This window comes from Cyclobacteriaceae bacterium (assembly GCA_013141055.1).
Taxonomy (GTDB): domain Bacteria; phylum Bacteroidota; class Bacteroidia; order Cytophagales; family Cyclobacteriaceae; genus ELB16-189.
The window spans coordinates 2,054,029-2,077,178 of record JABFRS010000001.1 but is presented as its reverse complement, the minus strand read 5'-3'; the positions used below and the strand labels follow the sequence as shown (position 1 = coordinate 2,077,178).

Below are 23,150 nucleotides of genomic sequence, written 5' to 3'. Positions count from 1 at the left end.
TTTCATCGTAAGTTGTATGTGATATGCAATCAACTGACTTTACCCTTCACCCGGAAGTCCAAAAAACGCTTTCTGACCTAAAGGCACATTTTGATTCATCCAAGGATGGTGGAGGCAATCAATTTATTGTTTCTGACATAATAGATGATGAAGGACATCAGTATGTAAATCTTGTCCAGGAGGGTGGTGGTGTTTTAGGTATTGCATTAGTTGGATACACCTATATTCTTGAACAGATGGGAATAAGGTTTTTAAATCTCGCAGGCACCAGTGCAGGAGCTATCAATACAATTCTCATCAGTGCCATTGGAAGCAAGAAAGAAGAAAAATCGAAATCAATTCTTCATCATCTTGGGAGTCTTGATCTTTTCACATTTGTAGATGGTTTCTGGGTTTGGAAATTTCTCATCAAACAAGCCACCTCCAGTACAAGCTTTTTAAAGCGACTGAAAAAATTAATAACAGGAATTTTGTCCCTTGCATTAATACTTGCTACAGCCAGTACGGCTTATTATTTTTTCTTTCCTTCCGCAAATCCACAAATACTTCAATGGTTGATGGTATCAACTTTCGTTTTCATTGTTCTGGTAGTTGTGCTGATATCAACTGTTGTTTGGTTAACTGGTAAATTCAGAAAAACCGGATGGGGACTTAATCCTGGAGACAATTTTAAAAAATGGATTGCCTCTATTCTGAAAGAGAATAACGTCAACACACTAGAGGATTGGCAAAGAAAGATTCATGAAATGCCTTCTGATCTTCGTGTTAGAAGTCCGCGAACCGAAAACATATCAGACATAAAGCCAGAAGTGTGTCTCATTACTTCTGACATCACCTCTCAGGTAAAAGTTGAATTCCCAAGAATGGCTTGCCTGTACTGGAAAGATTTTTTAAAAGTAAATCCGGCTGAATTTGTAAGAGCGTCAATGTCTATCCCTGTTTTTTTTCAGGCATCCAGGATAAAAGATATTCCCTCAAATGATCCGGAAGTCATTAAGTGTTGGAAAGAAATGCTGAGTTATGAAGGCGAAATCCCTGAAACCGCCATGATGGTTGACGGTGGTCTGCTTTCAAACTTTCCCATCAATATTTTCTTTAATCCCTCCATCGAAATCGCCCGACTTCCAACGCTCGGAATCAAACTCGATGATGATGATGCCAAACCTAAGCAGACTTTTTTCCAGCTCGGTAGTTATTTGTGGGCGATCTTCAATACGGTGAGATATTATTATGATCGTGATTTCCTGATCAAGAATAGCATATTTGAAAAGTGCATTGGAAGAATTGATGTAAGAAAATTTAATTGGCTGAACTTTAATCTTACGGAAAAGGAGAAGGCGCAACTTTTCGTTCAGGGTGCAACGGCGGCTTCCAAATTTCTTAAAGAATTTGATTGGGAGGGATTCAAGAACTATCGAAGAGAAAAAAAAGAGCTTATTCAGAAAATCAAATAAAGATGAGGTCTTTGAAAAAACTAATCTTCATAACCGCGTTGGTTGTCAGTGCATGCACGGTCACCTTTATAACAGGCTATGATCAGATCATCGACACAACGCTTACAAAAATGAAAAGTGATTTTAATCTTCACTTTATCAAGCTGAGCAGAACCATTCAGGATAGCGATCCTGTAAATCAGAAGTTTGATAATTTTCAGGATTACTATGACCATCTCGAGGTGGATCTTATTACTTTGAATGGCAGATCTAAAAATCTTGGTGAGAAAGGAGACATTGTAAGGAAACAAATTCAGAACCTTGACAGTATTATGCATGCTTTTGAGAATATGCATAAGAAAGGTATTCCGGATAGGGCAGGTGATGATCGACGGGATATTCGCAACAGCATCAATTCATCCTTTGATGCAGTTATCAGACTTCAGGAAGAGCTAAGAAGTTCAGGAAAAGTCAACTCTAAATAGCTTTCTGCCATGGAGACAATTAATTACAAGCAAGTCATCGCGGATTCATTATCAGCTACTAAAGCGGAACTAGGGAAGTCCTGGAAAAATTTCAAACCATATGCGGAGCATGAGCTGAAACAATTCGCTGAGAATATTGAGTTTCTTGGAAAACTTAAGCTTGATGGTGTTATAGAAGATGTTGAATTGAAGGAAAGGCTGGAACTGCAAAGACTTTCGCTTAAGAACGTTTTACTTTCTATGAAGGGAGTTGGATTGATAACAGCACAAAATGCTGTAAACGCAGTGTTAAAAATTGTAGAAAAGGCTCTTTTAAAAGCGCTCGGAATCAGTCTTCCTTTGTGAACGCTTTTCATTATATTGTAATACTTAACATAAATTTGATGAGCACTACCCCACGCGATTCATTTGCATTTAAACTCATTTCCTATTTAAGCACACTTGAAAAAGTGGCGATCCTAATGCTCTCCATTGGGCTTGCCCTGACTTACTTTAATCTGGATGGACAACTCGTTATCGTTATTTCGTTAGTAGCGTTGGCTGGAGTTTTCTTTTTATCCGCTTTCGCAATTCGTGAAACTCCTGTAGATGCGAATGAGCAACTGGGCTTCAGGGAATTGCTCACCTATACAATTCTTCCCAAGTCAATGGGTAAGTTTTGCGATTTCCGTAGTCGGCATGATCCTTTTCATTATCAAAAGCCCACCAGAACAATTTAGAATGCTGCTGGTCATCGGAACAGGTGTGATTCTTATTTCTACACTGATATTGATGTATGCCTTTATTTCCAAAACCAAGAATGCGGAAAGATTAACACCACTTTTGTATCGCGCAATTCCAATTTTGCTGGTGAACACGTATATTCTTTCACACGCAACCAATCAACCGTTAGCATAGTCTTTGTCATCAGACTATTCCGTATCTTCACGGAGGTATGACCGATATGAAAGGATTGATTTGTTTCTTTTTGTTTTTAATTCCTGCGAGAGCTCTTACACAATCAGATTCTACTTCAATTTCTGTTTCAAATCCTGGATACCGGATTATCTACCATGGAACAAAGCTTAAACCAGAGGAAACTACATACTCGATAACAGTCGTTGTCACAGACATCCGAAATACTAACGGGACTATTCGCTTTAAATTCTATGATGACACAACTCCATTCCCTCATGACACAGGGTTTCTCAAGGTAGTGGTCGATAAATCTGAGGTTGTTAATGGAACGCTAACGAAGACTTTTTACGGATTTAAGTCTCAAAACATGGCAATTGCATTATTAGATGATGAGAATAATGATGTTAAGCTTGAGATGGGATGGTTCCTCCCCAAAGAAGGCCATGCTTTTTCAGATTACTTTCACGCCGCTTTGAGAAGACCTGTTTATAGTGACTTTAAATTTTTCCTTAAAGGGGATAAAAAGGTCATTATGAAAATGAAGTATTACTAAGAGTCACTTCAGACTCATTCTCCAAAATACATATTACCGAACTTTAACTCTGTAAAAGGATTGCTACTTTTGGCGAAAGTTATCCTATGAAAGCATATATTATAGTTGACGTCAATATCACGGATCCTGTTAGATATGAGGATTATAAAAAACTAACCCCCGGATCTCTTGTGCCTTTTGATGGCAAATTTATTGTCAGAGGAGGCTTGACGGAGACCTTAGAGGGAAGTTGGAAACCCAACAGACTGGTTGTACTTGAATTTCCATCGCTGGAAAAAGCGAAACAATGGTGGTCATCTGACATTTACGGCCCCGCGAAAATAATCAGGCAATCGGCTTCATCGACTCAGATGATCGTTGCAGAAGGAATTTGAAATTATAAATAAGAATAACACGCCATGACAAAATTTATAGAGCTACCCGTAACAGAAGATGATGAATCACGCATCGTTCTGGTAAATACTTCCGTGATTGGAAGAATTTATAAAAACCCTCAGACCAATTCACGGAGTATAGTTGAGTTAAACTATCACAGCATTAATGACGCACCTGTATATCTGGAAGTTGAGCTTCCTTATGAGAAATTGCGATTGAGTTTTCTGGAGGCCTGATCGGAATCTTATCTACTTTTTTCGCGCTGCCTTCTTTGGAACTTTAGCACCATCTCTACGCGCCTCAGAGAGACCAATTGCGATTGCTTGCTTGCGACTGGTAACTTTTTTCCCGCCTTTGCCGCTTCTAAGCTTGCCACTCTTCATTTCCTCCATGGCTCTTTTCACTTTTTTCTGAGCCCCCTTTGAATACTTTGCCATAAATTTTTTTTCAACGGGTTCAAAAAAATCATGCCACGTAAACTTTGTAATTCACTTCTGGATTAAGCTTTTCATGTTTTTTTATTTTTTTTCCGGATCCGGGAATAACGATGAGTTATATATTGTCTAATGGGTATAAATAAAATGATTATGAAAAAGAACTTGATTTTGGCGGGCATGATGATGGTGAGTACGATCATTTTTGCTCAGCATGGAAAGCATGCCCCTTCGGCAAAAACCGGAAAGAAGCTGGAGAAACTGAAAACGGAACTTCTACTCACAGATGATCAATATGTGCGCGTGAAGGCTATTAATGAAAAATTTGCTGCGAGTTATACAAAACTAAAGAAGGATACTGCCATGTCTGTTGGTACATCGCAAAAACAACATGTGAAGCTCAGAACGGATCAGGAAGCGCAAATAAAAAGTGTTTTGAATGAACCGCAGTTGGCAAAATGGAATTCAATGACGAAAAAAAAGAATGGTCGGGGAAAACATGGAAGAGATAAGCATCGCCGGGATCACAAGGGATAAGTAGTTTAGTTTGTTTTAATAAAGTGATGGGCCTGATCTCGAACCTGAGATTGGGCCTTTTCATTTCTTATTCAAAACATGCAGACAGAGCTCATAGGAGTAAAGTGATTTTCTTGTTAAGTTTATTCTGTGAGCAAGTCTATTTTGAGGTTTTATTTCTTAGGGCTGTTTTTCTTTTTTTCAATTGAAAGTTCAGAAGGTCAACCTGAACTGATTGCTGGTTTATCGGGAAATCAAATTGAACCTATTGGGCAATTTCAGGGAAGCAAAATTGGCCAATTCGATCTGAGGAACTACAATTTTGAAAAGGACGGACAAGCCAGCCTGACGGGCATTTGGGAATTTCACTGGAGAAAAATGCTCACTCCGGACAACATTAACCTTGATAAGGATTCATCTTCAATCCATGTTCCAGGATCCTGGCATCGTCAGGGCAACTACCCATCAAAAGGTTACGCTACTTATCGAGCAACACTCCTTTTATCACCGAATCAACCTGAATTATCAATGTACTTTCCTTACATCAACTCGGCTTCGAGAATCTGGATGAACGGAAGGCTTGTAACGGAAACCGGAATAGCGGATGTTAATGAGGACGGTTACAAACCTCAATTGGCAAATATTTTAGTCACTATTCCGTCCGGAACTCCAGTGGTTGAAATCGTAATTCAGGCAGTTAATTATTCTTACTTCAGTGCAGGTGTTTCCACGGCACCAAGAATTGATAAGACGTCAACTCTTTTTCGTTCCGTGGAAAAGGCAAATGGGATTGAGAATTTTTTTGCTGGAAGCCTGATGTCCATGTTCATTTATCAGATCATTTTATACTTTCTTATTGGTCGCGAAAAACCTTATTTATGGCTGGCATTGATTTGTTTGGGTGTTGCCATTCGATCATTGATTGTTCATGGGGGCTCATTTCTTTTACCCAACATCATACCATCGATCGATTGGGAACTTTGGAAGAAGCTTGAATTTGGAAGCGTGTACGCTGTGATTGCTTTCTTTCCGCTATACATTTATCATTTGTTCCCGGGTTATGCTCCGAAGAAACCCGTTATCTTTTTTGTTGCCGTAGCGGTGATCATGTGCACCACGGTAATAGTTACAAATCAGTATATCTATGGAGCGTTGCTGGAACTTTGCAATGGGATGTTATTGCTGACATTTATCTATGCGATTTATTCAATCTTAAAAGCATGGAGAGCAAAAAGTAATGACGCCAAAATCATTCTCTTGGGCGTCCTTGCAGCTTTTCCTTTTATCCTTACGGAAATCATTCAAAACTCCAGATTCTTTTATCCGAAGCATTTTGAATTTATGTACCTGGTGGAATTGGGTCTCCTTGCCTTTCTTCTTTTCCAGGTTTACTTATTGGCAAACCATTATGGAAAGGCCTATCGCAATCTTGAATCACTGAATCTTAACCTTGAAAAAATTGTAACAGAGCGCACGAGCCAACTCACTACTGCCAATACCGTAAAGGACAGATTGCTCTCCGTAATGTCTCATGATATCAAAAGCCCTCTTAATTCATTGAGAGGAATTCTTCAGATATATAATAAGGGATCAATATCGCAGCAGGAATTTGGTCACTTTGCTCAGCACATTGAGAATGATCTAAGTAAAACAAATCTACTGGTTGAAAATATTGTATTCTGGACAGCCAGCCAACTAAAAGGAGTGGTTGTAAAAAAGGAAAAATTTAACCTTGGACTTTTAACCGAAGAGATAGTTCAATTGTTTCAAACTATGTCTGCCTCAAAGCAGATCACACTCAATCACAATGTGCCAAATGATTTCATGATTATTTCGGATCGGAATATTCTGAATTTTGTCATACGAAATATGATTGCCAACGCAGTGAAGTTCTCATTTGAAGGGGGTGAAGTGAACATCATAGTAAGCCGCTCAAATGAGGGTCTTCTGATTCAGATCAAAGATAAGGGAGTCGGAATGAATGAAATTACGCTTGCTTCATTGCTGAGGCCGGATCGCACCATGAGCACATCAGGAACGAGCAATGAAAAAGGAACAGGTCTTGGTCTCGCTCTTTGTCTTGAGTATTTGCAAAAACTTGGAGGGCAGCTTTCAGTGGAAAGTATTGAAGGAAAAGGAAGTATGTTCAGTATCGTTCTGCCAACAGAAACTGAGGAGTAATAAAAATTAGTTGAACAGTCTTTGAAAAAAACCTTTCTTCTTAACATGCAGAAGATCCAAAGCTGTTTTTAATCTTGCCAGAGAAGCTGAATCTTTAATAATAAACTGATGAACACCAAGTGTCATCACCTCAGTCTGTACTTTCAAATCGCTTAAAGTCGTATAATAAATAATAGGCGTGGACGGAGAAACCTTCTTCAATTCTTTGAGACAATCCAAACCCGTTAGTGTGGAGTTTCCAAAAAAATGATCCAGCACAATCGCAAAAGGTTTTTCATTAAGATGCGGATACATTTCAAATGGATCTGAAAATGTTCTTACAATGTAATCGCCAAGCATCTGCTCAAAATGAACCTGAAGCATTTTCTGATGGATAGGATTGTCCTCGACGATAAACACAAGGCTTTTTGACATGGAGATGAATTAGGGGAGAGCAAATGTATATATAAATCGATGCTTTCTCAATTCGATCCATAACTTGCAGGATCTAGCAACTGGCACATGCAAACCAATATTCCTCAATCGTCTGATCTATTAAATGAGCTGATGTTCAGCACATCACGAAGTAGTGGACCAGGTGGTCAGAATGTTAATAAGGTGAATACAAAAGTAACGTTGAAATTTGATGTTAACCGTTCCGCCATTCTCACAGAAGATCAGAAGGAGTCCATTATAAAGAGTTTGGCTTCACGCCTGACAAATGATGGCATTCTCGTCATCACGGCTCAGGAGAAAAGATCACAGTTGCAGAATAAAGAGCAAACCCTCGAAAAGCTTGATCGCTTGTTGTTAAAGATTTTCACTCCCCGAAAGGCAAGAAAAGCAACAAAACCAACCAAAACAGCTCAACATAAACGAGTAAACGAAAAGAAACTGCGTGGACAGAAAAAGCAGTGGCGTCAAAAGCCTGAATAGAGTAATTTGAGTTTTAATAATTCTCCCTGGCAATAAAAAGTTAGTGAGCGGTATTAGTCATCCAGCTATGCGAAAACTTTTTCACCAATTTCTTAAAAGCTTACAGTATGCAAAGGTCTATCTGTATCGTCGCATCTGGAGATTTCCAAAAGCCAGACCTTTTTTAAGAAAGTGTGGAGAGCTTCTCAGGATTATTGAAAAATATTTTGACACACATCCAAGAGCCCGCCGATGGGCAAAGATCACTGCTCCACCGCTGGCCTTTCTATTTCTTCTCATCTTTTTAATTTGGGTAGAGACGCCTGGAAATCGTGAATTAAGAAACATTCAGAATCAGGTGGCCTCTGAAGTTTATAGCGCAGATAGTGTTCTATTGGGAAGATACTTTTTGGAAGATCGCACTGAGATCAAATATGAAGACATATCACCAGCGGTAATTGATGCCCTGATCTCCACTGAAGATATCAGATTCTATAGCCATAGTGGTGTTGATTATAAAAGCCTGGGACGAGTTCTTATAAAATCCATCATTCAGCAAGATGAATCCGCAGGTGGAGGCAGTACACTCACTCAACAACTCGCGAAAAACCTTTATCCAAGAAAGCGTTATTGGATTCTTCCAATGCTTTTGAACAAGCTTCGTGAAGTCAGAATTGCTCGCAAACTTGAAAGTATTTATACAAAGGAGCAACTCCTCACACTTTATCTGAATACTGTTCCATTTGCTGACAACGTTTTTGGAATTCAAGCCGCGGCGGAAAGATTTTATTCTATTTCAGCACGTGATCTTAAAACGGATCAGGCGGCGTTGTTGGTCGGGATGCTTAAAGCAACGCATAGCTATAATCCCAGATTGTTTCCTGACAGAGCACTCGTCAGAAGGAATGTGGTGCTTCGTCAAATGGTGAAGTATAACAAATTGGATTCGATCACCGCTGATTCGTTGAAGGCGCTTCCTGTTGAACTTGAATACAATAAGATATCCTTCCATGAAGGACTCGCTCCTTACTTCAGGGAGTATGTAAAGTCGGAGCTTATGACATGGTGTGCCAATCACGAAAAAGAGGATGGCACTCCTTATAATCTTTATACGGATGGATTAAAAATTTATACCACTATTGATTCGCGTCTTCAGGAATTTGCAGAGACCGCAATGGTCCAGCAGATGACTGAAATACAAAAGACATTTTTTGATCATTGGGGAAAACAAAAACCATGGAAGGGTAAAGAGGAGGTTCTTGAACAGGCAATACAACGCTCCACCCGATATCAAAAACTTGTGGAGCAGGGCTTATCGGAAGAAGATATTCTTGCCGAATTACAAAAACCTGTTCCCATGTTAATTTTTACTTGGGAGGGAGTCAAGGAGACGACCATTAGTCCGTTGGACTCAATCATTCATCATTTGCAATACCTCAATGCCGGCTTCCTTGCACTTGATCCTGCGAATGGTAAGGTGAAGGCATGGGTAGGAGGCATTGATCATGACTTTTTTCAATTTGATCATGTCAAGGAATCAACGAAACGTCAGGTTGGCTCCATTTTCAAACCGATTGTGTTTGCAATGGCTCTGGAAGAAGGAGTGGAACCTTGTGAACTTATTTCGGCTGAGCGTCAAACCTATATTGATAAGGAAGGAGAGAAATGGACTCCGAGAAATTCCCAGGTAGATTATGAAGTTGAGTATTCAATGCGTGGAGCTTTGGCGTATTCCGTTAATACAGTTGCTGTAAAACTTATCGAAATGGCAGGTGTTAAGAATACGATTGATCTCGCGAGAAAAATGGGAATCACAAGTGATATGCCGGAAGTCCCCTCGATTTCATTAGGAGCATCTTCTATTTCACTTTTGGAAATGACTGCAGCCTATTCCTGCATTGCCAATAATGGGTTGCCCAATACTCCTTATTTTATCGGCACGATTCAAGACCTGGATGGAAAGATATATGAAGATTTCAAGCCTGAAGCAAAAACGGAAAAGGCAATGTCCTCAGAGACGGCTGCTTTGGTAACCAATATGATGAGAACAGTGGTAACAGAAGGCACGGCATCACGACTACGATGGAAGTATGGCGTATTGACTGATGTAGCCGGAAAAACTGGTACCACACAAGCTAATGCTGATGGATGGTTTATGGCTATCACTCCTAATCTAGTGATGGGTTCATGGGTAGGAGCAGATGATCCAAGAATTAGATTCAGAAGTACAGAACTTGGACAAGGTTCCAATACTGCCTTGCCGATTACAGGATATTTTTTGAAGCAAATGAATAAAGACCCAAAATTCAAAAAACTCTCCGATGCAAAATTTCCTCCGTTATCTGCAAGCCTTCAGGAGAAACTGAATTGTGATCTTTACGAATTGAGTGATACCCTGCAAGCACAGATCAGAAGAATCATTTTCAAAAGAGACTCTACAATTCTTGCCGACACACTTGTTGCGCCTCCGCCGGAAAGTTTCTTACAGGTGATTTATCAGCGAAAGCTAAAAATGCAAAAGGTACTTCATCAACGTGATTCTATTCGATTGCTTGAAGTAGAAATTATTGAAGGAGATAATGATCCGGAGAAATAGAAACTACCAGTCGTCCTTTGATTTTTTAAACTGAAATTTATCAGTAAAGGCCTGATCCAATAATCCCAGCATGTTAGGGCGGCACCAGTTTTCTGAGAGTACGGTTCCGCTGTTTTTGCAAGCGTAGTTGGTAAGATTATCTTTTTCCTTGATCATCTTATATTCAATATTGCCTGTTAGCTGAATAGATCTGAATGTAACTCTGTATTTACCATCCTTAACCCCAATAGAAACTTCTCCACTGAAATTTCCGGATTGAATAATCATGGGAGTTCCAACCTGACTGAATTGAAATTTCTTATAATCAACAGTAATACCTTCTACGTTAAGAGTTAATCCGGTTGCCGTTGTTGCTACGTTTACGACGAAAGGAAGAGTCTTGTAATATTTCTCCAGCTTCGCGACAGAAATAGAATCTTCACTAAAGATCTTTTGATAAATGATCTGCTGCTCTTCGATCTTGAAATCCTGATAGGTGACCGTTTGAGCACTGGCCAAACCCGATATTGAAACGAAAACAAAAAACATCAGTTTTTTCATAAGACTCTATTTAGACTCCAAAGATAATCAAGCAAAATTAAACAGTATTCATAAGCCATTATCAACGATTACAAAGTAATATCCGATCTTTGTAATTCGTTGAAGTAACACATGGAAAACGGAATAATAAAGCTAAAACAGGACCAAACTCTTGGCGAGGAAATAGCCAATAGCATCAGCCATGGAGTGGGTTTTCTTGGAGCTCTTGCAGTTACACCGCTTCTCATCATTTCTGCTATTCCTTCCGGAGCGGCTGCAATTGTAGGGGTTAGCATTTTCGGGACAACCATGATGTTGCTGTATCTCGCCTCTACGCTTTATCACGCATTTCCGAAAAGCAGAACTAAAAACCTGTTTCAGATATTCGATCATGGAGCAATCTTTTTATTAATCGCCGGTACTTATACGCCTTTCACATTAGGCCTTTTGAGAGGTGCCTGGGGATGGAGTTTGTTTGGTGTCGTTTGGGGACTTGCCATTCTTGGAATAGTTATCAAGTCAGTGGGTGGAGCGAATAGCGGTAAGCTATCAACCGCACTTTATCTCGCTATGGGTTGGATCGCAGTGATTGCAATAAAACCTTTATGGGAAAGCATGGATGCCTGGGGCCTCTTCTGGTTACTGGGAGGAGGAATAATGTACTCCGCTGGTGTCTTCTTTTTCGTTAAGGATCAGATCAAATACAGTCATTTCATCTGGCATTTATTTGTGCTGGCGGGAACAGCTTGTCATATAGTGGCTATTTTTAAATATGCAAACTAAAGAGTGTCCTTCCTGTGCAATGATGATTGAAGCTTCTTCAAAGAAATGCCCAATCTGTCAATATGAATTTCCTTCAACAGCGATTGGATTTAAACTTGTAGCGTTCTTGCTAGCGTTGCTTTTTATCTATTTGATTTTTTTTCGATAGACTATAATACGACACTCCACTTGCCTTGGTCATTTTTCATATACGAAAGGCCATTGGTCATTACAAAAATTGTTCTTCCGGAATCGTCCGTGAAGCTTTTTCGCTCTGATACCTGAATTCCATTGTTCTCGCGTGTAAGAAAAACTCTTAAAGCTGTGATGGATGGAGAAATATCCTCCAGTGACTGATCATCACCTTCTCTTACAAATGCTGAGCTCATAACAGATTGTATAAATTATGTTTTCTGTTTGCGTTTCTTCGCAGATGGGAAAAGAACGTTGTTGAGAATAAGTCTGTAGCCAGGTGAATGAGGATGCAGATTAAGATCAGTTGGTGTTCTTCTTCCGCCTCGCCCGCCGCCACCTCCGCCTCCGGCGACTCCTTCAGGATCATGACCACTATAGAAGGTCCAGTGGCCACGACCCAACTCTCCATACATGTAGCGAACATTATTGACTTTTCTGTTTTCACCCAGCACAAGTACATCAGGCTTTATCACGTATTTATTAAAAGAAGAAGTTTGCCCCATAAATTCCTTAATTACATTTTCATGATTTTGAGTCAACATGGATGGCACAACATCCCATTTAGCAGAGAAATTAAACACTATAAAAAAATCATTATGAGCTTCAAAAAAATCGGGCCTTCCGGTATTGATATCTGAGAATCTTCTGCTCAAGCCAGGCTCAAGAGTAAAATTTTCGAATGCCAGCGTTTTGGTGAAATCGAGCTTGCTTTGTGAGTCTGCATCCGAGTCATCACCATCATAAATGCTTTCACTGATATCCACACCATCAGCGGCAAGAGCGATATCAAACGTTTCAGCGCCGGAACACATTGCAAACAAAAATCCTCCTCCTGCGCAAAAGGCCTTGATTCTCTTTGCAACAGCGAGCTTCATCTGCGATACTTTTTCAAACCCAAGCTGACGCGCGGTTGCTTCCTGTAATTTGGATTCGAGTACCGCTGACTCCCTTCTCATAAAACGTCCATGCTGCCCGGTAAAGTCCTCATGATGTAGGTGAAGCCAATCATATTTTAAAAGATGATCGCTAATGATTTCTTCATCATAAATAATAGTATAGGGGATTTCAGCATAATCGAGTGCTGCGATAACCGCATCCGTATCGTCGCCCACTAATGCATTTTTGGGAGAGTATACTGCAATTTTTGGCGCAGTCTCCAGCTTTACTAGACTCATATTTACTTCAGGTGCGGAAATTTCCTGAAGGATGGCATTTGTTCGGGTAACATTTAGCAACTCAAACGAAACGCCACGGATAACGCATTCACTTTCAAAGTAACTTGAATGAGTGATGAGAAAACCTCCCCCGCGATAGTTTAACAGCCAATCAACGGAACCACCTTTTTTTAAAACATCGAAAGCAATTCCATAGGCTTTCAAATGATTCTTCTGATGTTCGTCCATGGGGATGAGTATGGAATTACTCCTGCCTAAAAAGGAAAGAGTAATAAAAAGCAGGCTTAAATAAATTTTAAACATGACCTACTGTATCTTGTGAATGGACGTTGATAAATCTCCGAATATTTTCCCGGTTTAACAATATAAATTCCACAGCTTCATGAAGCGATCTGTGTCCTTATTGGTGTTTATAAGCTTCCGGTTAATCTCTTTTTCGCAAGAGATTCATCCCCACGTTAATGCTCATTCACACAATGATTATGAAAACCCGCAACCATTGATCCATGCTTACAATAAAGGATTCATGTCGGTGGAAGCAGATGTACATCTTGTTAATGGAAGACTTCGGGTGTCTCACAACGCTCCCGATTCAAAAGCCAGGTTGCTTAGTGAATTATACCTAAGACCTTTGGATAGCATCGCTGCGATTCAGAGAAGTACCAATCCGAAGTATGGATCGTTTTTCCTGATGATCGATATTAAAACTGAAGCCGAAGTCACCTATCGCACGCTCGACCAGTTATTGCGAGGTTATAACTTACTAACCTGTTTAAATGCAGATCATAATTGTCCAGTAGTTATTTTTCTATCAGGGAATCGTCCTGTTGACTTGATTATAAAGGATCCCAATTCAAGAATTGCTTTGGACGGAAGGCCCTCAGACTTAGGTAAAAATTATCCAACGCATAAAATGCCTGTCATTAGCGATAATTTTAACAACTGGTCATCATGGAATGGAAAATCGAAACCAGCCGATGGAGCGCTTGACAGAATAAAAGACTTGGCAAAACGAGTTCATGCTGAAGGAAAGAAACTTCGTCTTTGGGCGATACCTGATAATGAACTGGCATGGCAAACTCTACTGGATACAGGAGTGGATCTTATCAATACAGATCATATTGATGAATTGGATAAATTCCTAACTGAGAAGGGTCTTTAAGTCAATCGACTTTGATGACTCTTTTTTCCAGATTGCTTTTAATTGCGGCCTCAATAAGTTGAATGACTTGCATAGCTTGTTCTGGTCTTACTTCAAGCTCTTTGTTCTCCCGAATCACTTCGTAGATGTTCTGATAGAACCCGAGATAATTTCCCGGAAGGGTTTCAATCTTTCCTTCAAAGTGAGCTCCATCGATCTCTGTATTCAACTTGCCCCAGAATTTTTCTGCTTCAGTTCCCCAGCCAGCACTTCCTGGTATTTGATGAATTTTTAACGCCTCTTCCTGTGGATCAATTCCATACTTAACGAATGATCCATTCACTCCATGCAACGTGTAAAACGGACCTGGTTCACGAACAAGATAGCTTGACTTTACAATAACATTCATGCCTTCGTAAATCAATCGTAAATCGTAAAAGTCTTCTACTTTCCCGCCAGGTCTTTGTATTCCAATGATGGCGCTTACTGACTTTGGTTTACCAAATAAAACCAGCACCTGATCAAGCATGTGAGATCCAAGATTATAAAGAATACCTGACCCAGGACCGGGTTCCTCTTTCCATGTATTTGGAGCTATATAATTTCTGAATCGATCATAATGAGCTTCAAACTCTACAATCTTCCCTACCGATCCAGAAGAAATTATTTTTTTAAGAGTCATGAAGGCTCCGTCCCATCTCCTGCTTTGAAATACGGATAGAGTAAGTTTCTTTTTTTTGGCTAATGCGATCAACTCCGCGGCATCGGAACTTGTATTTGTGAATGGTTTTTCAACAATAACATGTTTGCCGGCTTCAAGAGCTTTTACAGTGTAATCGTAATGGGTGTCATTGGGTGTGTTGACCACGACAAGTTCAACTTCACTATCATTTAGAACTTCTTCAAGACTTCTTGCAACCTTTACGGAAGGGTAATACTGTCTGGATTTATCAGTTGTCCTTTGTAAAATGCTTTTTAAGGTGAACCCCTTATGAACATCCAGTAGCGGGGCGTGAAAGATTTCTCCCGACATCCCGTAAGAGAGTATTGATGTTACAATTGGTTTAGAACTCATACTTTCTTTATTCCTTGGTGGTTTTTAACACCGTCAGTATGGGTTCCGACTGCACTCCTGATTCAGTCATTCTTTTTTTCAAATCACTCGAATTGATAAGGTCCTTTGCTTTCTTGACGTCGTTTGTTGCGAACATGACGTTCACGATGTTCGGATCTTCTGCATTAGTTGAGATCGAAAGAAGATCAAGGCCTGCTTCGTTATGAATCGGTTCATCCTCATCGAAGAATTTTTTCCATATGGCATAATCCGCGACAGCATGGGACAAAATGATGCAATACATTTTATCTGTTTTTCCTGTCGCGAAATATTTTATATCATAAAATCGAACGACCGGTGTTGAAGAGACACCTGCCAATGTCATTCCTTCTTTTAAACCATCGGCATTAAATAAATTTTTAGCCTCATCGTGACTCTTTGTCAATTCAAATACCGTGATGACATTAGGATCTTCAGGATTTGTGTAAATACTGATTCTTGATTCGGGATCCGCAGTGCTGGAATAAATCTTTAACCATTCCTGGTAATCTTTTACCGAATGAGTTACTCCAATGGAAGTGTTGCCTGAATAAGCAGACAGCGTAACAGAGTCAAATGCCTCGGAATTTTCAGATTGCTTGCTGGCGTTTCCACCACCACAACCATACAGTAAGAGGGAAAAAACAAAGAATATATACAGGATGGTGATGTGTAATTTGCTCATAGCTTTGGGTAATGAATTGAAAAGTTAGGGAAAATTACGATGCTAAAGGAAAGAGCAGAAAAGGATTGTCTTCTTCCTTTCTTTTCAGAACATTATTCATAGATTTCTAACTGTTCAAAGTTACTTTGCAGCCGATGAAAGATTTTAAAAAGTATTACTTACTGGAAGCTCCACCGGAGGAAGTATTTCATGCATTGACCATTCCGGCAACGATTCAACTTTGGACGGGTGAACCAGCAGAAATGTCCCTTGACGCAGGTGCAGAGTTTTCACTTTGGGATGGAAGTATCACGGGAAAGAATCTGGAATTTGATCCCGGAAAAAAGATTGTTCAGCAATGGTATTTTGGTGAGCAGGAAGAACCTTCCATTGTTACCATCACACTTCATCCGCATAAACAGGGAACATCCGTTGAGCTTAATCACACAAACATTCCTGATGAAGACTTTGAGGATATAGTTTCAGGCTGGAACGAAGAGTATTTTGGGTCACTTCAGGAATTTTATTCCTAACACATAAAGCATCACTTCAAGTCAGACGCTCCCCATAAGGCCTTGAATTTTTTAATCTGCAGGTAAACATTACGTCTTTGTTGCCTTTGCGTGAATTGCACCGTTATCGCTTGAACCCCAAGGGTTTAATTTACGTTATTTGTACAACCACTACGTATATGAAAACAATGCGCAAACTTGCCATTCTGGAGTCCCTGGACGCCATGGATCATGTCCAGATGGAGAAGGTGCTGACGTACATCAAGGAAGTACTGAAGCAAGAGCAGGCAACTGACAGCAGACGATTCAGACAACAGGCGATGGAGCAGATCCGTCTAGCCTTGCGTTCGGACAAGAGCTCTCGGGTGTCAGTTTAGACCCTTCCAAAAAACACGTTAAAAAGGCACTTTTCAGTGCTTGTGGGACTTTCTTCCCTTAAACAATTCGAAAATTTCTCTAATTGGGTGAGTTGGTCATTAATCAACCGCAACCCAAATTCTTTTTCAGGTCTCGGGCTGGCAATCCGCCAAAATCAAATTGCTTTGATTCTTTTGCGTCTTCATCTGGTAAGACCTTTTTAGCCTCCTTCGTTTTTTTGACCTCTTTCTTTTTATCCTTCTTTTTCATTGTGATTATTCAGGAGTAAAAACTGTTTCCAGCGCATGAAAATTCTAGGAGCCATCTTATATTCGCCTGTTTAAATTTAATCTAAATAAGTTTTGACAGCAATTCTGAAATCGGTAGCCCTTATGAAACCTGGCGAAACCGCGGTTATATCAGGATTTACAGATGAACCACTTTCAGTGAAATTGCTTGAGATGGGATTTCTTCCCGGCACCGTAGTGAGGTTTAATTTTTCAGCTCCATTCGGAGATCCGGTCTGTGTGAATGTTTCGGGTTTTGATGTTTCATTGAGACTTGAAGAAGCCAATACAATTTCTATCCTCGACTGATGGCTGCCGAACGAAGACTGAAGATTGCATTGGTGGGTAAACCTAATTCGGGTAAGTCATCTTTATTTAATCAACTAACAGGACTCAATCAAAAAATCGGAAACTTTCCAGGGATCACCGTTGATAAACGCATGGGCTTCTGTCAGCTGGATGATCATACCAGTGCGGAGATCATTGACTTGCCGGGTATCTACAGCTTGTATCCACGTACGCTGGATGAAAAGATTGTAGTAGAAATTCTCACGAATAAAAATGATGAGAACTTTCCTGATCGTATTGCAGTGATTGCTGATGCGACCAATCTAAAGAACTGCCTTCTTCTTTTAACTCAATTGATTGATCTTGGTCTGCCAGTAGTGCTTGCACTCAACATGATGGACCTTGCTGCAAAATCCGGGTTGAGTCTTGATGTGAAGAAATTATCAAAGCAACTTGATATACCGGTTGTCATGATCAATGCTCGTCAAGGGTTTGGTCTTGATGAGTTAAAAAAGCAACTTCTTTCCGAAGCAATCCCCTCACAAAGAAAAATCTTTCAACCTCTCGCTGAAATAAATGATGCGTTGAATGAAATTCAAAAGCATTTCAATCTATCAACTTCTTATGAGGCATTTCAATATATTCAACAGCCCCAGAATCTTGTTTTCCTTTCAAAGGAGAATCGCGAGTTTATAAAAACCATTGAAACACAAAAGAATTTCTTCCCACATAAGTATCAGGGCGCAGAAACCATTCATCGTTATGGATTTATTCAGGAAGTCCTGGATTCTGTCATCATAAAATCAGCAGGCCATGAATGGAAAGGATTTTCCAACAAGCTTGATAAGATACTGACACATAAGATCTGGGGCTACCTGATTTTCTTTTCCCTGCTGTTCCTCATCTTTCAATCGGTATTTGCATTAGCACAAATTCCAATGGACGCTATTGATAGAGGATTTGCGGATCTCAGTAGTTTTCTAACAAAGCATTTGCCGGAAGGCCCATTGTTCGAGTTGATCTCCAGCGGAATTGTGCCGGGTATTGGAGGAATTGTCATCTTCATTCCTCAGATCGCCATACTCTTTGCTTTTATCTCCATTCTTGAAGAGACCGGATATATGTCACGGGTAGTTTTCCTGATGGATAAGATCATGAGGAAGTTTGGAATGAGTGGTCGTAGTGTTGTCCCTCTGATGTCAGGTCTTGCATGTGCTATACCAGCGATCATGGCGACGCGCACAATCGACAATTGGAAGGATCGCCTCATAACTATTTTTGTTACTCCATTGATGAGTTGTTCTGCGCGACTGCCAGTGTTTGCAATTCTGGTCGCGTTGATTGTTCCGGAAGAAAGAGTCTTTGGAATCATCAGCCTTCAGGGCATCGCTTTGATGGGCTTGTATCTTCTTGGTTTTGTTGGTGTGCTGTTCACCGCATTGCTCATGAAAATAATGATCAAGGTCAATGAACGCAGCTATCTAATTATGGAGATGCCAACATACCGCATGCCTAAGTGGTCTAATGTTGGATACACGATCGTTGAGAAGACAAAAGCTTTTGTGTTTGAAGCTGGAAAAATAATTATAGCGGTATCGATTATACTGTGGGTGTTGGCAAGTTATGGTCCTAAGGAGGTTATGGATAATGCTCGTGCAACCGTTCAGGCAGAATCACAGAATTTAAGATTAACTGAAGAAGGTTATGAAAACAGAGTTGCGGCCTATAAGCTTGAGCATTCTTATGCAGGGATCATGGGTAAATGGATGGAGCCTGTCATTCGTCCACTGGGGTTTGATTGGAAAATTGGAATTGCACTCATAACCTCTTTTGCTGCCAGGGAAGTATTTGTCAGCACCATTGCAACGATCTATAGCCTGGGGAGCACAGACGATCACCTGACCATCAAGGAGAGACTAAAAGAAGAGATCAATCCTGAGACAGGAGGGAAGCGATTTACTCCTGCAGTAGGGTTCTCACTTTTGGTATTTTATACGTTTGCCATGCAATGCATGAGCACATTAGCCATTGTGAAAAGAGAAACTAAAGGATGGAAATGGCCGCTTATTCAGCTATTCTATATGACAGGATTGGCGTATGTTTCTGCCCTTGTTGTGTATCAGATCCTCTCCTGATTCTTCCTATCTTTCGAAAAACATTTTTAATGCAAAAGCTATTCTTCCTCTCTTTTGTTTTTCTGCTTTCATGTTCAGTTGGCAAGTCCCCCAACAAGTTTTCTGATGCTGGGATAGTAAAAATTTATGATCTTAAAGACAGAAGAGCAACGGACAGCTTATTGATTTTTTTACGATCGGAGAATGTAAGTTATAGAAGAGAGGCGGCTCTTGCCTTTGCTTCTGTTCAGGATTCTTTAGCATCTCTTTCTTTAGGAACTGCATTACTGGAAGATCCTGATAATGAAGTGAAAAGAAACGCGGCATTTTCTCTGGGACAAACGGGTGGAACGCAGGCTGTAAATGCACTTATTCCCGCCATTGAAATCAGCGATAGAAATGTTTTGAGTGAGGTTTTAGAAGCTTTAGGAAAAACGATTCAAAAGGAGGATATCAAAATTCTAACCGACTTCAACTCAAAAGATACTTTGATTGAGGAGGGACAGGCAAGGGGATTTTATCAGCTAAGCCTCAGAAGGAAGGCGGATAGTACGGTAACAATTAAAGCTTCAGAGTATCTCGATTCAAAAAAATCTTTTCAAACACGTTTGGCAGCAGCAAACTATTTTGCGCGTTCGCAAAAGTTAGAAGGAGAGAACTTTAATGAAAGACTTATCAACGCAGCGCAGATGGATGTTCATCCCGAGGTGCGGATGGCATCAATCTCTGGGTTTCGGCACATTGAAGTAACAAAGGCCTTGCCTGTGATCAATAAAATTTCAATCTCTGACAAGGATTTTCGTGTGAGGATAAGTGCAATCAGAGCCTGCCAGAATTTCCCACTCATGGAAACTCAGGATATTGTTTTCAAAGGACTGGAAGATCCTGATGAAATGGTTAGAGTGGCTGCGTCAGAAGTAATAAGAAGTAAGATTGAGAAGCCGTTGAACAGACTTTCGCCAAGCATATCGTCTGCAAATAACACAAGAGTAAAAGCGAATCTCTATGCGGCTTTGCTAAAGTCAGAATCCCCTGAGGGATTTGTGCAGGAGATCATAGACAATTATCAGACAGCTTCACCATATTATAAAGCAAATTTGCTTTCAGCTTTGGGAGAAGCACAAGGAGCGAATCAGGCAAAGGCATTTGAGTTTCTTTCACAGGAACTTCTGAATGATAAGAATGAAAAAGTAATTACTACTTCTGCTGCAGATGCAATTGTATCGATTAACAGAAACTTCATGAAACAGGCATCAGCGCAAGGAGGCTGGACGGTTTATCCTCCGTTGAGTGCGTCACCTACCACCATGGATCCAACACTTTTTATTGGCGTGTATAAAAAAGCGATTGCAAAAGGTGATGAAGCAGTGAGTGGAATTATTGCGGGTGCCTTAATGAATAAGGATCTTCATTACAAAGAGCAGTTAACAGACATCACTTTCCTTAAAGAAGCAAAAGCAAAATTGAGCCTTCCCAAGGATCTTGAGTCCCTGCAGCCATTGGAAAATGCTATTGCATATTTGGAGGGAAGAGAAAAGCCGGCCCCATTGAAGAATAAATTCAATCACCCAATCGATTGGGAAACAGTAAAGACCATAAACTCTGATCAGAAAATTGAGATCAAGACCAGTAAGGGAACTATCGTTCTGAAATTGTTGATTGAGGATTCACCTGGATCTGCTATCAATTTTGTAGAACTGGTGAAACGAAATTATTATGACGGAAAATTCTTCCATCGAGTAGTACCTAATTTTGTAATTCAAACAGGTTGCAATCGCGGTGATGGCTATGGCGGTGAGGACTATTCAATCCGATCGGAGTTTTCGCTTAGAAAATATAATACAGGGTCGGTAGGAATGGCCTCAGCAGGCAAGGATACAGAAGGAACACAATGGTTTATCACCCATTCACCAACGCCTCATCTTGATGGAAGATATACCATCTTTGCAGAAACAATTTCCGGAATGGAGATTGTTCATAAAATTGAAGTCGGAGATAAGATCATTGAAGCAAGACTAAAAGATTAATACCTGAATTTTTAAAACCGTGAAAGAGAAAATCGGAGTACTGGGTGGAGGTCAATTGGGTAGAATGTTAATTCAGAAAGGAATTGATTGGAATATTGATTTTGCAGTGTTGGATCCTGATCACAATGCTCCCTGTAAACAATTGGCCAGTTTCACTCATGGAAGATTAACTGATTATGAAACCGTACTTGATTTCGGTGCCACTTGTGATATCGTTACTATTGAAATAGAGAACGTTAATACTGCGGCTCTAAAAAAACTCGAACAGCAGGGAAAGAAAGTATTTCCTCAGCCACAGATCATTGAGTTGATTCAGGACAAACGCATTCAAAAGCAATTTTATAAGGACCGGAAGATACCAACATCTGAGTTTGTCCTGGTTGAGAATCGTGAAGACGCCAAAAAGCATAAGGATTTTCTTCCAGCTGTAAACAAACTGGGAAAGGAAGGTTATGATGGAAGAGGCGTTCAATTGATTCGTACTTCAGATGATCTTGAGAAAGCTTTTGATGCTCCCGGGTTGTTGGAAAAATATGTGAGCTTTCAAAAGGAAATTTCTGTGATCGTTGCCCGCAATGAAAAAGGTGAAATTGTTTCTTACCCACCAGTCGAAATGGTCTTTCACCCGGAAGCTAATCTCGTTGAATATCTTTTTTCTCCGGCCCAGATATCAAATGAAATAGCTGAGCAGGCTGACACGATTGCAAGAAGAGTGATCATGGATCTGAACATGGTTGGACTTCTTGCTGTGGAAATGTTTGTTACTAAAACGGGAGAGGTACTCGTAAATGAAGTCGCTCCACGACCACATAACAGCGGTCACCAAACCATCGAAGCAAATGTAACTTCCCAGTATGAGCAGCATCTTCGGAGCATCCTTAACCTGCCTTTAGGCGATACCTCGATGATTCTACCAAGTGCCATGGTAAATCTTCTTGGTGAAGACGGTTACTCCGGTCCCGCAAAGTATGAAGGCATAGAAGAAGTTTTGAAAGTACCCGGGATCTACGTTCACCTTTACGGCAAGGCGGCCACCAAGCCCTTTAGAAAAATGGGTCACGTAACAATTGTTGATGCAGATATGGAAAGTTTGAGGAAGAAAGCCAACTTTGTAAAACACACCCTCAAAGTCATCGCATGAGCAAACCAGCAATAGGCATTATCATGGGCAGTCAATCGGATCTTAAGATCATGAAGGAAGCTGCTGAGTTCCTGGAAGAGTTGGGAATTGATTTTGAGCTGACAATCGTTTCAGCACATAGGACTCCTTCAAAAATGGTTGACTATGCAACTTCTGCCCGTGATCGCGGATTGAAAGTAATTATTGCGGGTGCGGGTGGTGCAGCTCATCTTCCGGGAATGGTTGCTGCTATGACATCACTTCCGGTTATTGGGGTTCCGGTAAAATCTTCTAATTCTATTGATGGCTGGGATTCAGTCCTATCCATATTGCAAATGCCAGGTGGCGTTCCGGTTGCAACCGTGGCGCTTAATGGTGCTAAAAATGCAGGCATACTGGCCGCACAAATCATCGGAACGGTTGACAAGAAGATCGCTAAAAAGCTTGATCTCTATAAAAAAGACATGGGCAGTAAAGTGGAAGAATCTGCAAATCACCTGCATAAAAAGGGTTGGAAAGCCATTTAGGCCGG

At 40.4% G+C, this 23,150-nt stretch carries 29 protein-coding genes; 21 read left to right on the top strand and 8 right to left on the bottom strand.

Going from position 1 to position 23,150, the window contains the following annotated elements; all coding sequences use genetic code 11:
* Window positions 1-23 precede the first annotated feature (23 nt).
* The 8 genes from HOP08_09365 (at window position 24) to HOP08_09330 (ending at window position 3,979) form a co-directional block, all read left to right on the top strand.
* Window positions 24-1,454: a Patatin gene (locus tag HOP08_09365; GenBank protein NOT75123.1), complete on the top strand. Its 1,431-nt coding sequence runs from the start codon at window positions 24-26 to the stop codon at window positions 1,452-1,454.
* An 11-nt stretch (window positions 1,455-1,465) separates the two neighbouring features.
* A complete protein-coding gene (locus HOP08_09360) occupies window positions 1,466-1,918 on the top strand; it encodes a hypothetical protein (GenBank protein NOT75122.1) in 453 nt (150 codons plus the stop codon).
* A 9-nt stretch (window positions 1,919-1,927) separates the two neighbouring features.
* Window positions 1,928-2,263: a hypothetical protein gene (locus HOP08_09355; GenBank protein ID NOT75121.1), complete on the top strand. Its 336-nt coding sequence runs from the start codon at window positions 1,928-1,930 to the stop codon at window positions 2,261-2,263.
* 38 nt (window positions 2,264-2,301) lie between these two features.
* Window positions 2,302-2,637 carry a hypothetical protein gene (locus HOP08_09350; GenBank protein ID NOT75120.1) on the top strand — a complete coding sequence of 112 codons (336 nt, stop codon included), beginning with the start codon at window positions 2,302-2,304 and terminating at the stop codon, window positions 2,635-2,637.
* Between the two features lies 1 nt (window position 2,638).
* On the top strand, window positions 2,639-2,815 hold the full coding sequence (locus tag HOP08_09345; GenBank protein NOT75119.1) for a hypothetical protein: 177 nt from the start codon (window positions 2,639-2,641) through the stop codon (window positions 2,813-2,815).
* Between the two features lie 46 nt (window positions 2,816-2,861).
* On the top strand, window positions 2,862-3,368 hold the full coding sequence (locus tag HOP08_09340) for a DUF2141 domain-containing protein (GenBank protein ID NOT75118.1): 507 nt from the start codon (window positions 2,862-2,864) through the stop codon (window positions 3,366-3,368).
* 86 nt (window positions 3,369-3,454) lie between these two features.
* Complete coding sequence (locus tag HOP08_09335; GenBank protein NOT75117.1) at window positions 3,455-3,742, top strand: DUF1330 domain-containing protein; 288 nt, start codon at window positions 3,455-3,457, stop codon at window positions 3,740-3,742.
* 24 nt (window positions 3,743-3,766) lie between these two features.
* Entirely contained in the window at window positions 3,767-3,979 is a 213-nt protein-coding gene (locus HOP08_09330; GenBank protein NOT75116.1) for a hypothetical protein, read from the top strand.
* Window positions 3,980-3,991: 12 nt separating this feature from the next.
* Here HOP08_09330 and HOP08_09325 read toward each other — a convergent pair whose 3' ends face one another.
* Window positions 3,992-4,180: a hypothetical protein gene (locus HOP08_09325; protein NOT75115.1), complete on the bottom strand. Its 189-nt coding sequence runs from the start codon at window positions 4,178-4,180 to the stop codon at window positions 3,992-3,994.
* Window positions 4,181-4,330: 150 nt separating this feature from the next.
* Here HOP08_09325 and HOP08_09320 point away from each other — a divergent pair, with 150 nt between their 5' ends.
* Window positions 4,331-4,714, top strand: coding sequence for a hypothetical protein (locus HOP08_09320; GenBank protein NOT75114.1), 384 nt, complete (start codon window positions 4,331-4,333; stop codon window positions 4,712-4,714).
* A 129-nt stretch (window positions 4,715-4,843) separates the two neighbouring features.
* Window positions 4,844-6,874 carry a hypothetical protein gene (locus tag HOP08_09315; protein ID NOT75113.1) on the top strand — a complete coding sequence of 677 codons (2,031 nt, stop codon included), beginning with the start codon at window positions 4,844-4,846 and terminating at the stop codon, window positions 6,872-6,874.
* Between the two features lie 6 nt (window positions 6,875-6,880).
* Here HOP08_09315 and HOP08_09310 read toward each other — a convergent pair whose 3' ends face one another.
* Entirely contained in the window at window positions 6,881-7,288 is a 408-nt protein-coding gene (locus HOP08_09310) for a response regulator (GenBank protein NOT75112.1), read from the bottom strand.
* 87 nt (window positions 7,289-7,375) lie between these two features.
* Between HOP08_09310 and arfB the strand changes: the two genes are divergently transcribed.
* Window positions 7,376-7,789: an aminoacyl-tRNA hydrolase gene (gene arfB / locus HOP08_09305; protein ID NOT75111.1), complete on the top strand. Its 414-nt coding sequence runs from the start codon at window positions 7,376-7,378 to the stop codon at window positions 7,787-7,789.
* 67 nt (window positions 7,790-7,856) lie between these two features.
* Window positions 7,857-10,364, top strand: a complete 2,508-nt coding sequence (locus HOP08_09300; GenBank protein NOT75110.1) for a penicillin-binding protein — start codon at window positions 7,857-7,859, stop codon at window positions 10,362-10,364.
* 3 nt (window positions 10,365-10,367) lie between these two features.
* Here HOP08_09300 and HOP08_09295 read toward each other — a convergent pair whose 3' ends face one another.
* Window positions 10,368-10,904, bottom strand: a complete 537-nt coding sequence (locus HOP08_09295) for a hypothetical protein (protein ID NOT75109.1) — start codon at window positions 10,902-10,904, stop codon at window positions 10,368-10,370.
* A gap of 111 nt (window positions 10,905-11,015) precedes the next feature.
* Between HOP08_09295 and HOP08_09290 the strand changes: the two genes are divergently transcribed.
* Entirely contained in the window at window positions 11,016-11,666 is a 651-nt protein-coding gene (locus tag HOP08_09290) for a hemolysin III family protein (protein ID NOT75108.1), read from the top strand.
* A 149-nt stretch (window positions 11,667-11,815) separates the two neighbouring features.
* Here HOP08_09290 and HOP08_09285 read toward each other — a convergent pair whose 3' ends face one another.
* Both HOP08_09285 and HOP08_09280 read right to left on the bottom strand, forming a co-directional pair.
* Window positions 11,816-12,034 carry a hypothetical protein gene (locus HOP08_09285; GenBank protein ID NOT75107.1) on the bottom strand — a complete coding sequence of 73 codons (219 nt, stop codon included), beginning with the start codon at window positions 12,032-12,034 and terminating at the stop codon, window positions 11,816-11,818.
* Window positions 12,035-12,049: 15 nt separating this feature from the next.
* The gene (locus HOP08_09280; GenBank protein NOT75106.1) at window positions 12,050-13,318 is read right to left on the bottom strand and encodes an asparagine synthetase B; all 1,269 of its coding nucleotides are present in this window, start codon (window positions 13,316-13,318) and stop codon (window positions 12,050-12,052) included.
* 79 nt (window positions 13,319-13,397) lie between these two features.
* Here HOP08_09280 and HOP08_09275 point away from each other — a divergent pair, with 79 nt between their 5' ends.
* Window positions 13,398-14,177 carry a hypothetical protein gene (locus tag HOP08_09275; protein NOT75105.1) on the top strand — a complete coding sequence of 260 codons (780 nt, stop codon included), beginning with the start codon at window positions 13,398-13,400 and terminating at the stop codon, window positions 14,175-14,177.
* Between the two features lies 1 nt (window position 14,178).
* Here HOP08_09275 and HOP08_09270 read toward each other — a convergent pair whose 3' ends face one another.
* Window positions 14,179-15,231: a Gfo/Idh/MocA family oxidoreductase gene (locus HOP08_09270; protein ID NOT75104.1), complete on the bottom strand. Its 1,053-nt coding sequence runs from the start codon at window positions 15,229-15,231 to the stop codon at window positions 14,179-14,181.
* A gap of 7 nt (window positions 15,232-15,238) precedes the next feature.
* Window positions 15,239-15,934: a hypothetical protein gene (locus HOP08_09265; protein NOT75103.1), complete on the bottom strand. Its 696-nt coding sequence runs from the start codon at window positions 15,932-15,934 to the stop codon at window positions 15,239-15,241.
* Window positions 15,935-16,068: 134 nt separating this feature from the next.
* On the opposite strand from HOP08_09265, the gene HOP08_09260 reads away from it, so the two are divergent.
* Both HOP08_09260 and HOP08_09255 read left to right on the top strand, forming a co-directional pair.
* A complete protein-coding gene (locus HOP08_09260) occupies window positions 16,069-16,446 on the top strand; it encodes an ATPase (GenBank protein ID NOT75102.1) in 378 nt (125 codons plus the stop codon).
* Between the two features lie 110 nt (window positions 16,447-16,556).
* Window positions 16,557-16,802: a hypothetical protein gene (locus HOP08_09255; protein NOT75101.1), complete on the top strand. Its 246-nt coding sequence runs from the start codon at window positions 16,557-16,559 to the stop codon at window positions 16,800-16,802.
* Window positions 16,803-16,905: 103 nt separating this feature from the next.
* On the opposite strand, the gene HOP08_09250 is transcribed toward HOP08_09255, so the two are convergent.
* Window positions 16,906-17,052, bottom strand: a complete 147-nt coding sequence (locus HOP08_09250; protein ID NOT75100.1) for a hypothetical protein — start codon at window positions 17,050-17,052, stop codon at window positions 16,906-16,908.
* A gap of 122 nt (window positions 17,053-17,174) precedes the next feature.
* Between HOP08_09250 and HOP08_09245 the strand changes: the two genes are divergently transcribed.
* Genes HOP08_09245 through purE form a run of 5 tightly spaced genes read left to right on the top strand, consistent with a single transcriptional unit; the run spans window position 17,175 to window position 23,145 of the window.
* Window positions 17,175-17,378: a ferrous iron transport protein A gene (locus tag HOP08_09245; GenBank protein NOT75099.1), complete on the top strand. Its 204-nt coding sequence runs from the start codon at window positions 17,175-17,177 to the stop codon at window positions 17,376-17,378.
* Window positions 17,378-19,492: a ferrous iron transport protein B gene (feoB, locus tag HOP08_09240; GenBank protein ID NOT75098.1), complete on the top strand. Its 2,115-nt coding sequence runs from the start codon at window positions 17,378-17,380 to the stop codon at window positions 19,490-19,492. The genes HOP08_09245 and feoB overlap by 1 nt, the downstream gene beginning before the upstream one ends.
* Window positions 19,493-19,521: 29 nt before the next feature.
* Complete coding sequence (locus HOP08_09235; protein NOT75097.1) at window positions 19,522-21,498, top strand: hypothetical protein; 1,977 nt, start codon at window positions 19,522-19,524, stop codon at window positions 21,496-21,498.
* Window positions 21,499-21,505: 7 nt separating this feature from the next.
* The gene (locus HOP08_09230) at window positions 21,506-22,639 is read left to right on the top strand and encodes a 5-(carboxyamino)imidazole ribonucleotide synthase (GenBank protein NOT75096.1); all 1,134 of its coding nucleotides are present in this window, start codon (window positions 21,506-21,508) and stop codon (window positions 22,637-22,639) included.
* Window positions 22,636-23,145 carry a 5-(carboxyamino)imidazole ribonucleotide mutase gene (gene purE, locus HOP08_09225; protein ID NOT75095.1) on the top strand — a complete coding sequence of 170 codons (510 nt, stop codon included), beginning with the start codon at window positions 22,636-22,638 and terminating at the stop codon, window positions 23,143-23,145. The genes HOP08_09230 and purE overlap by 4 nt, the downstream gene beginning before the upstream one ends.
* Window positions 23,146-23,150: the final 5 nt, after the last annotated feature.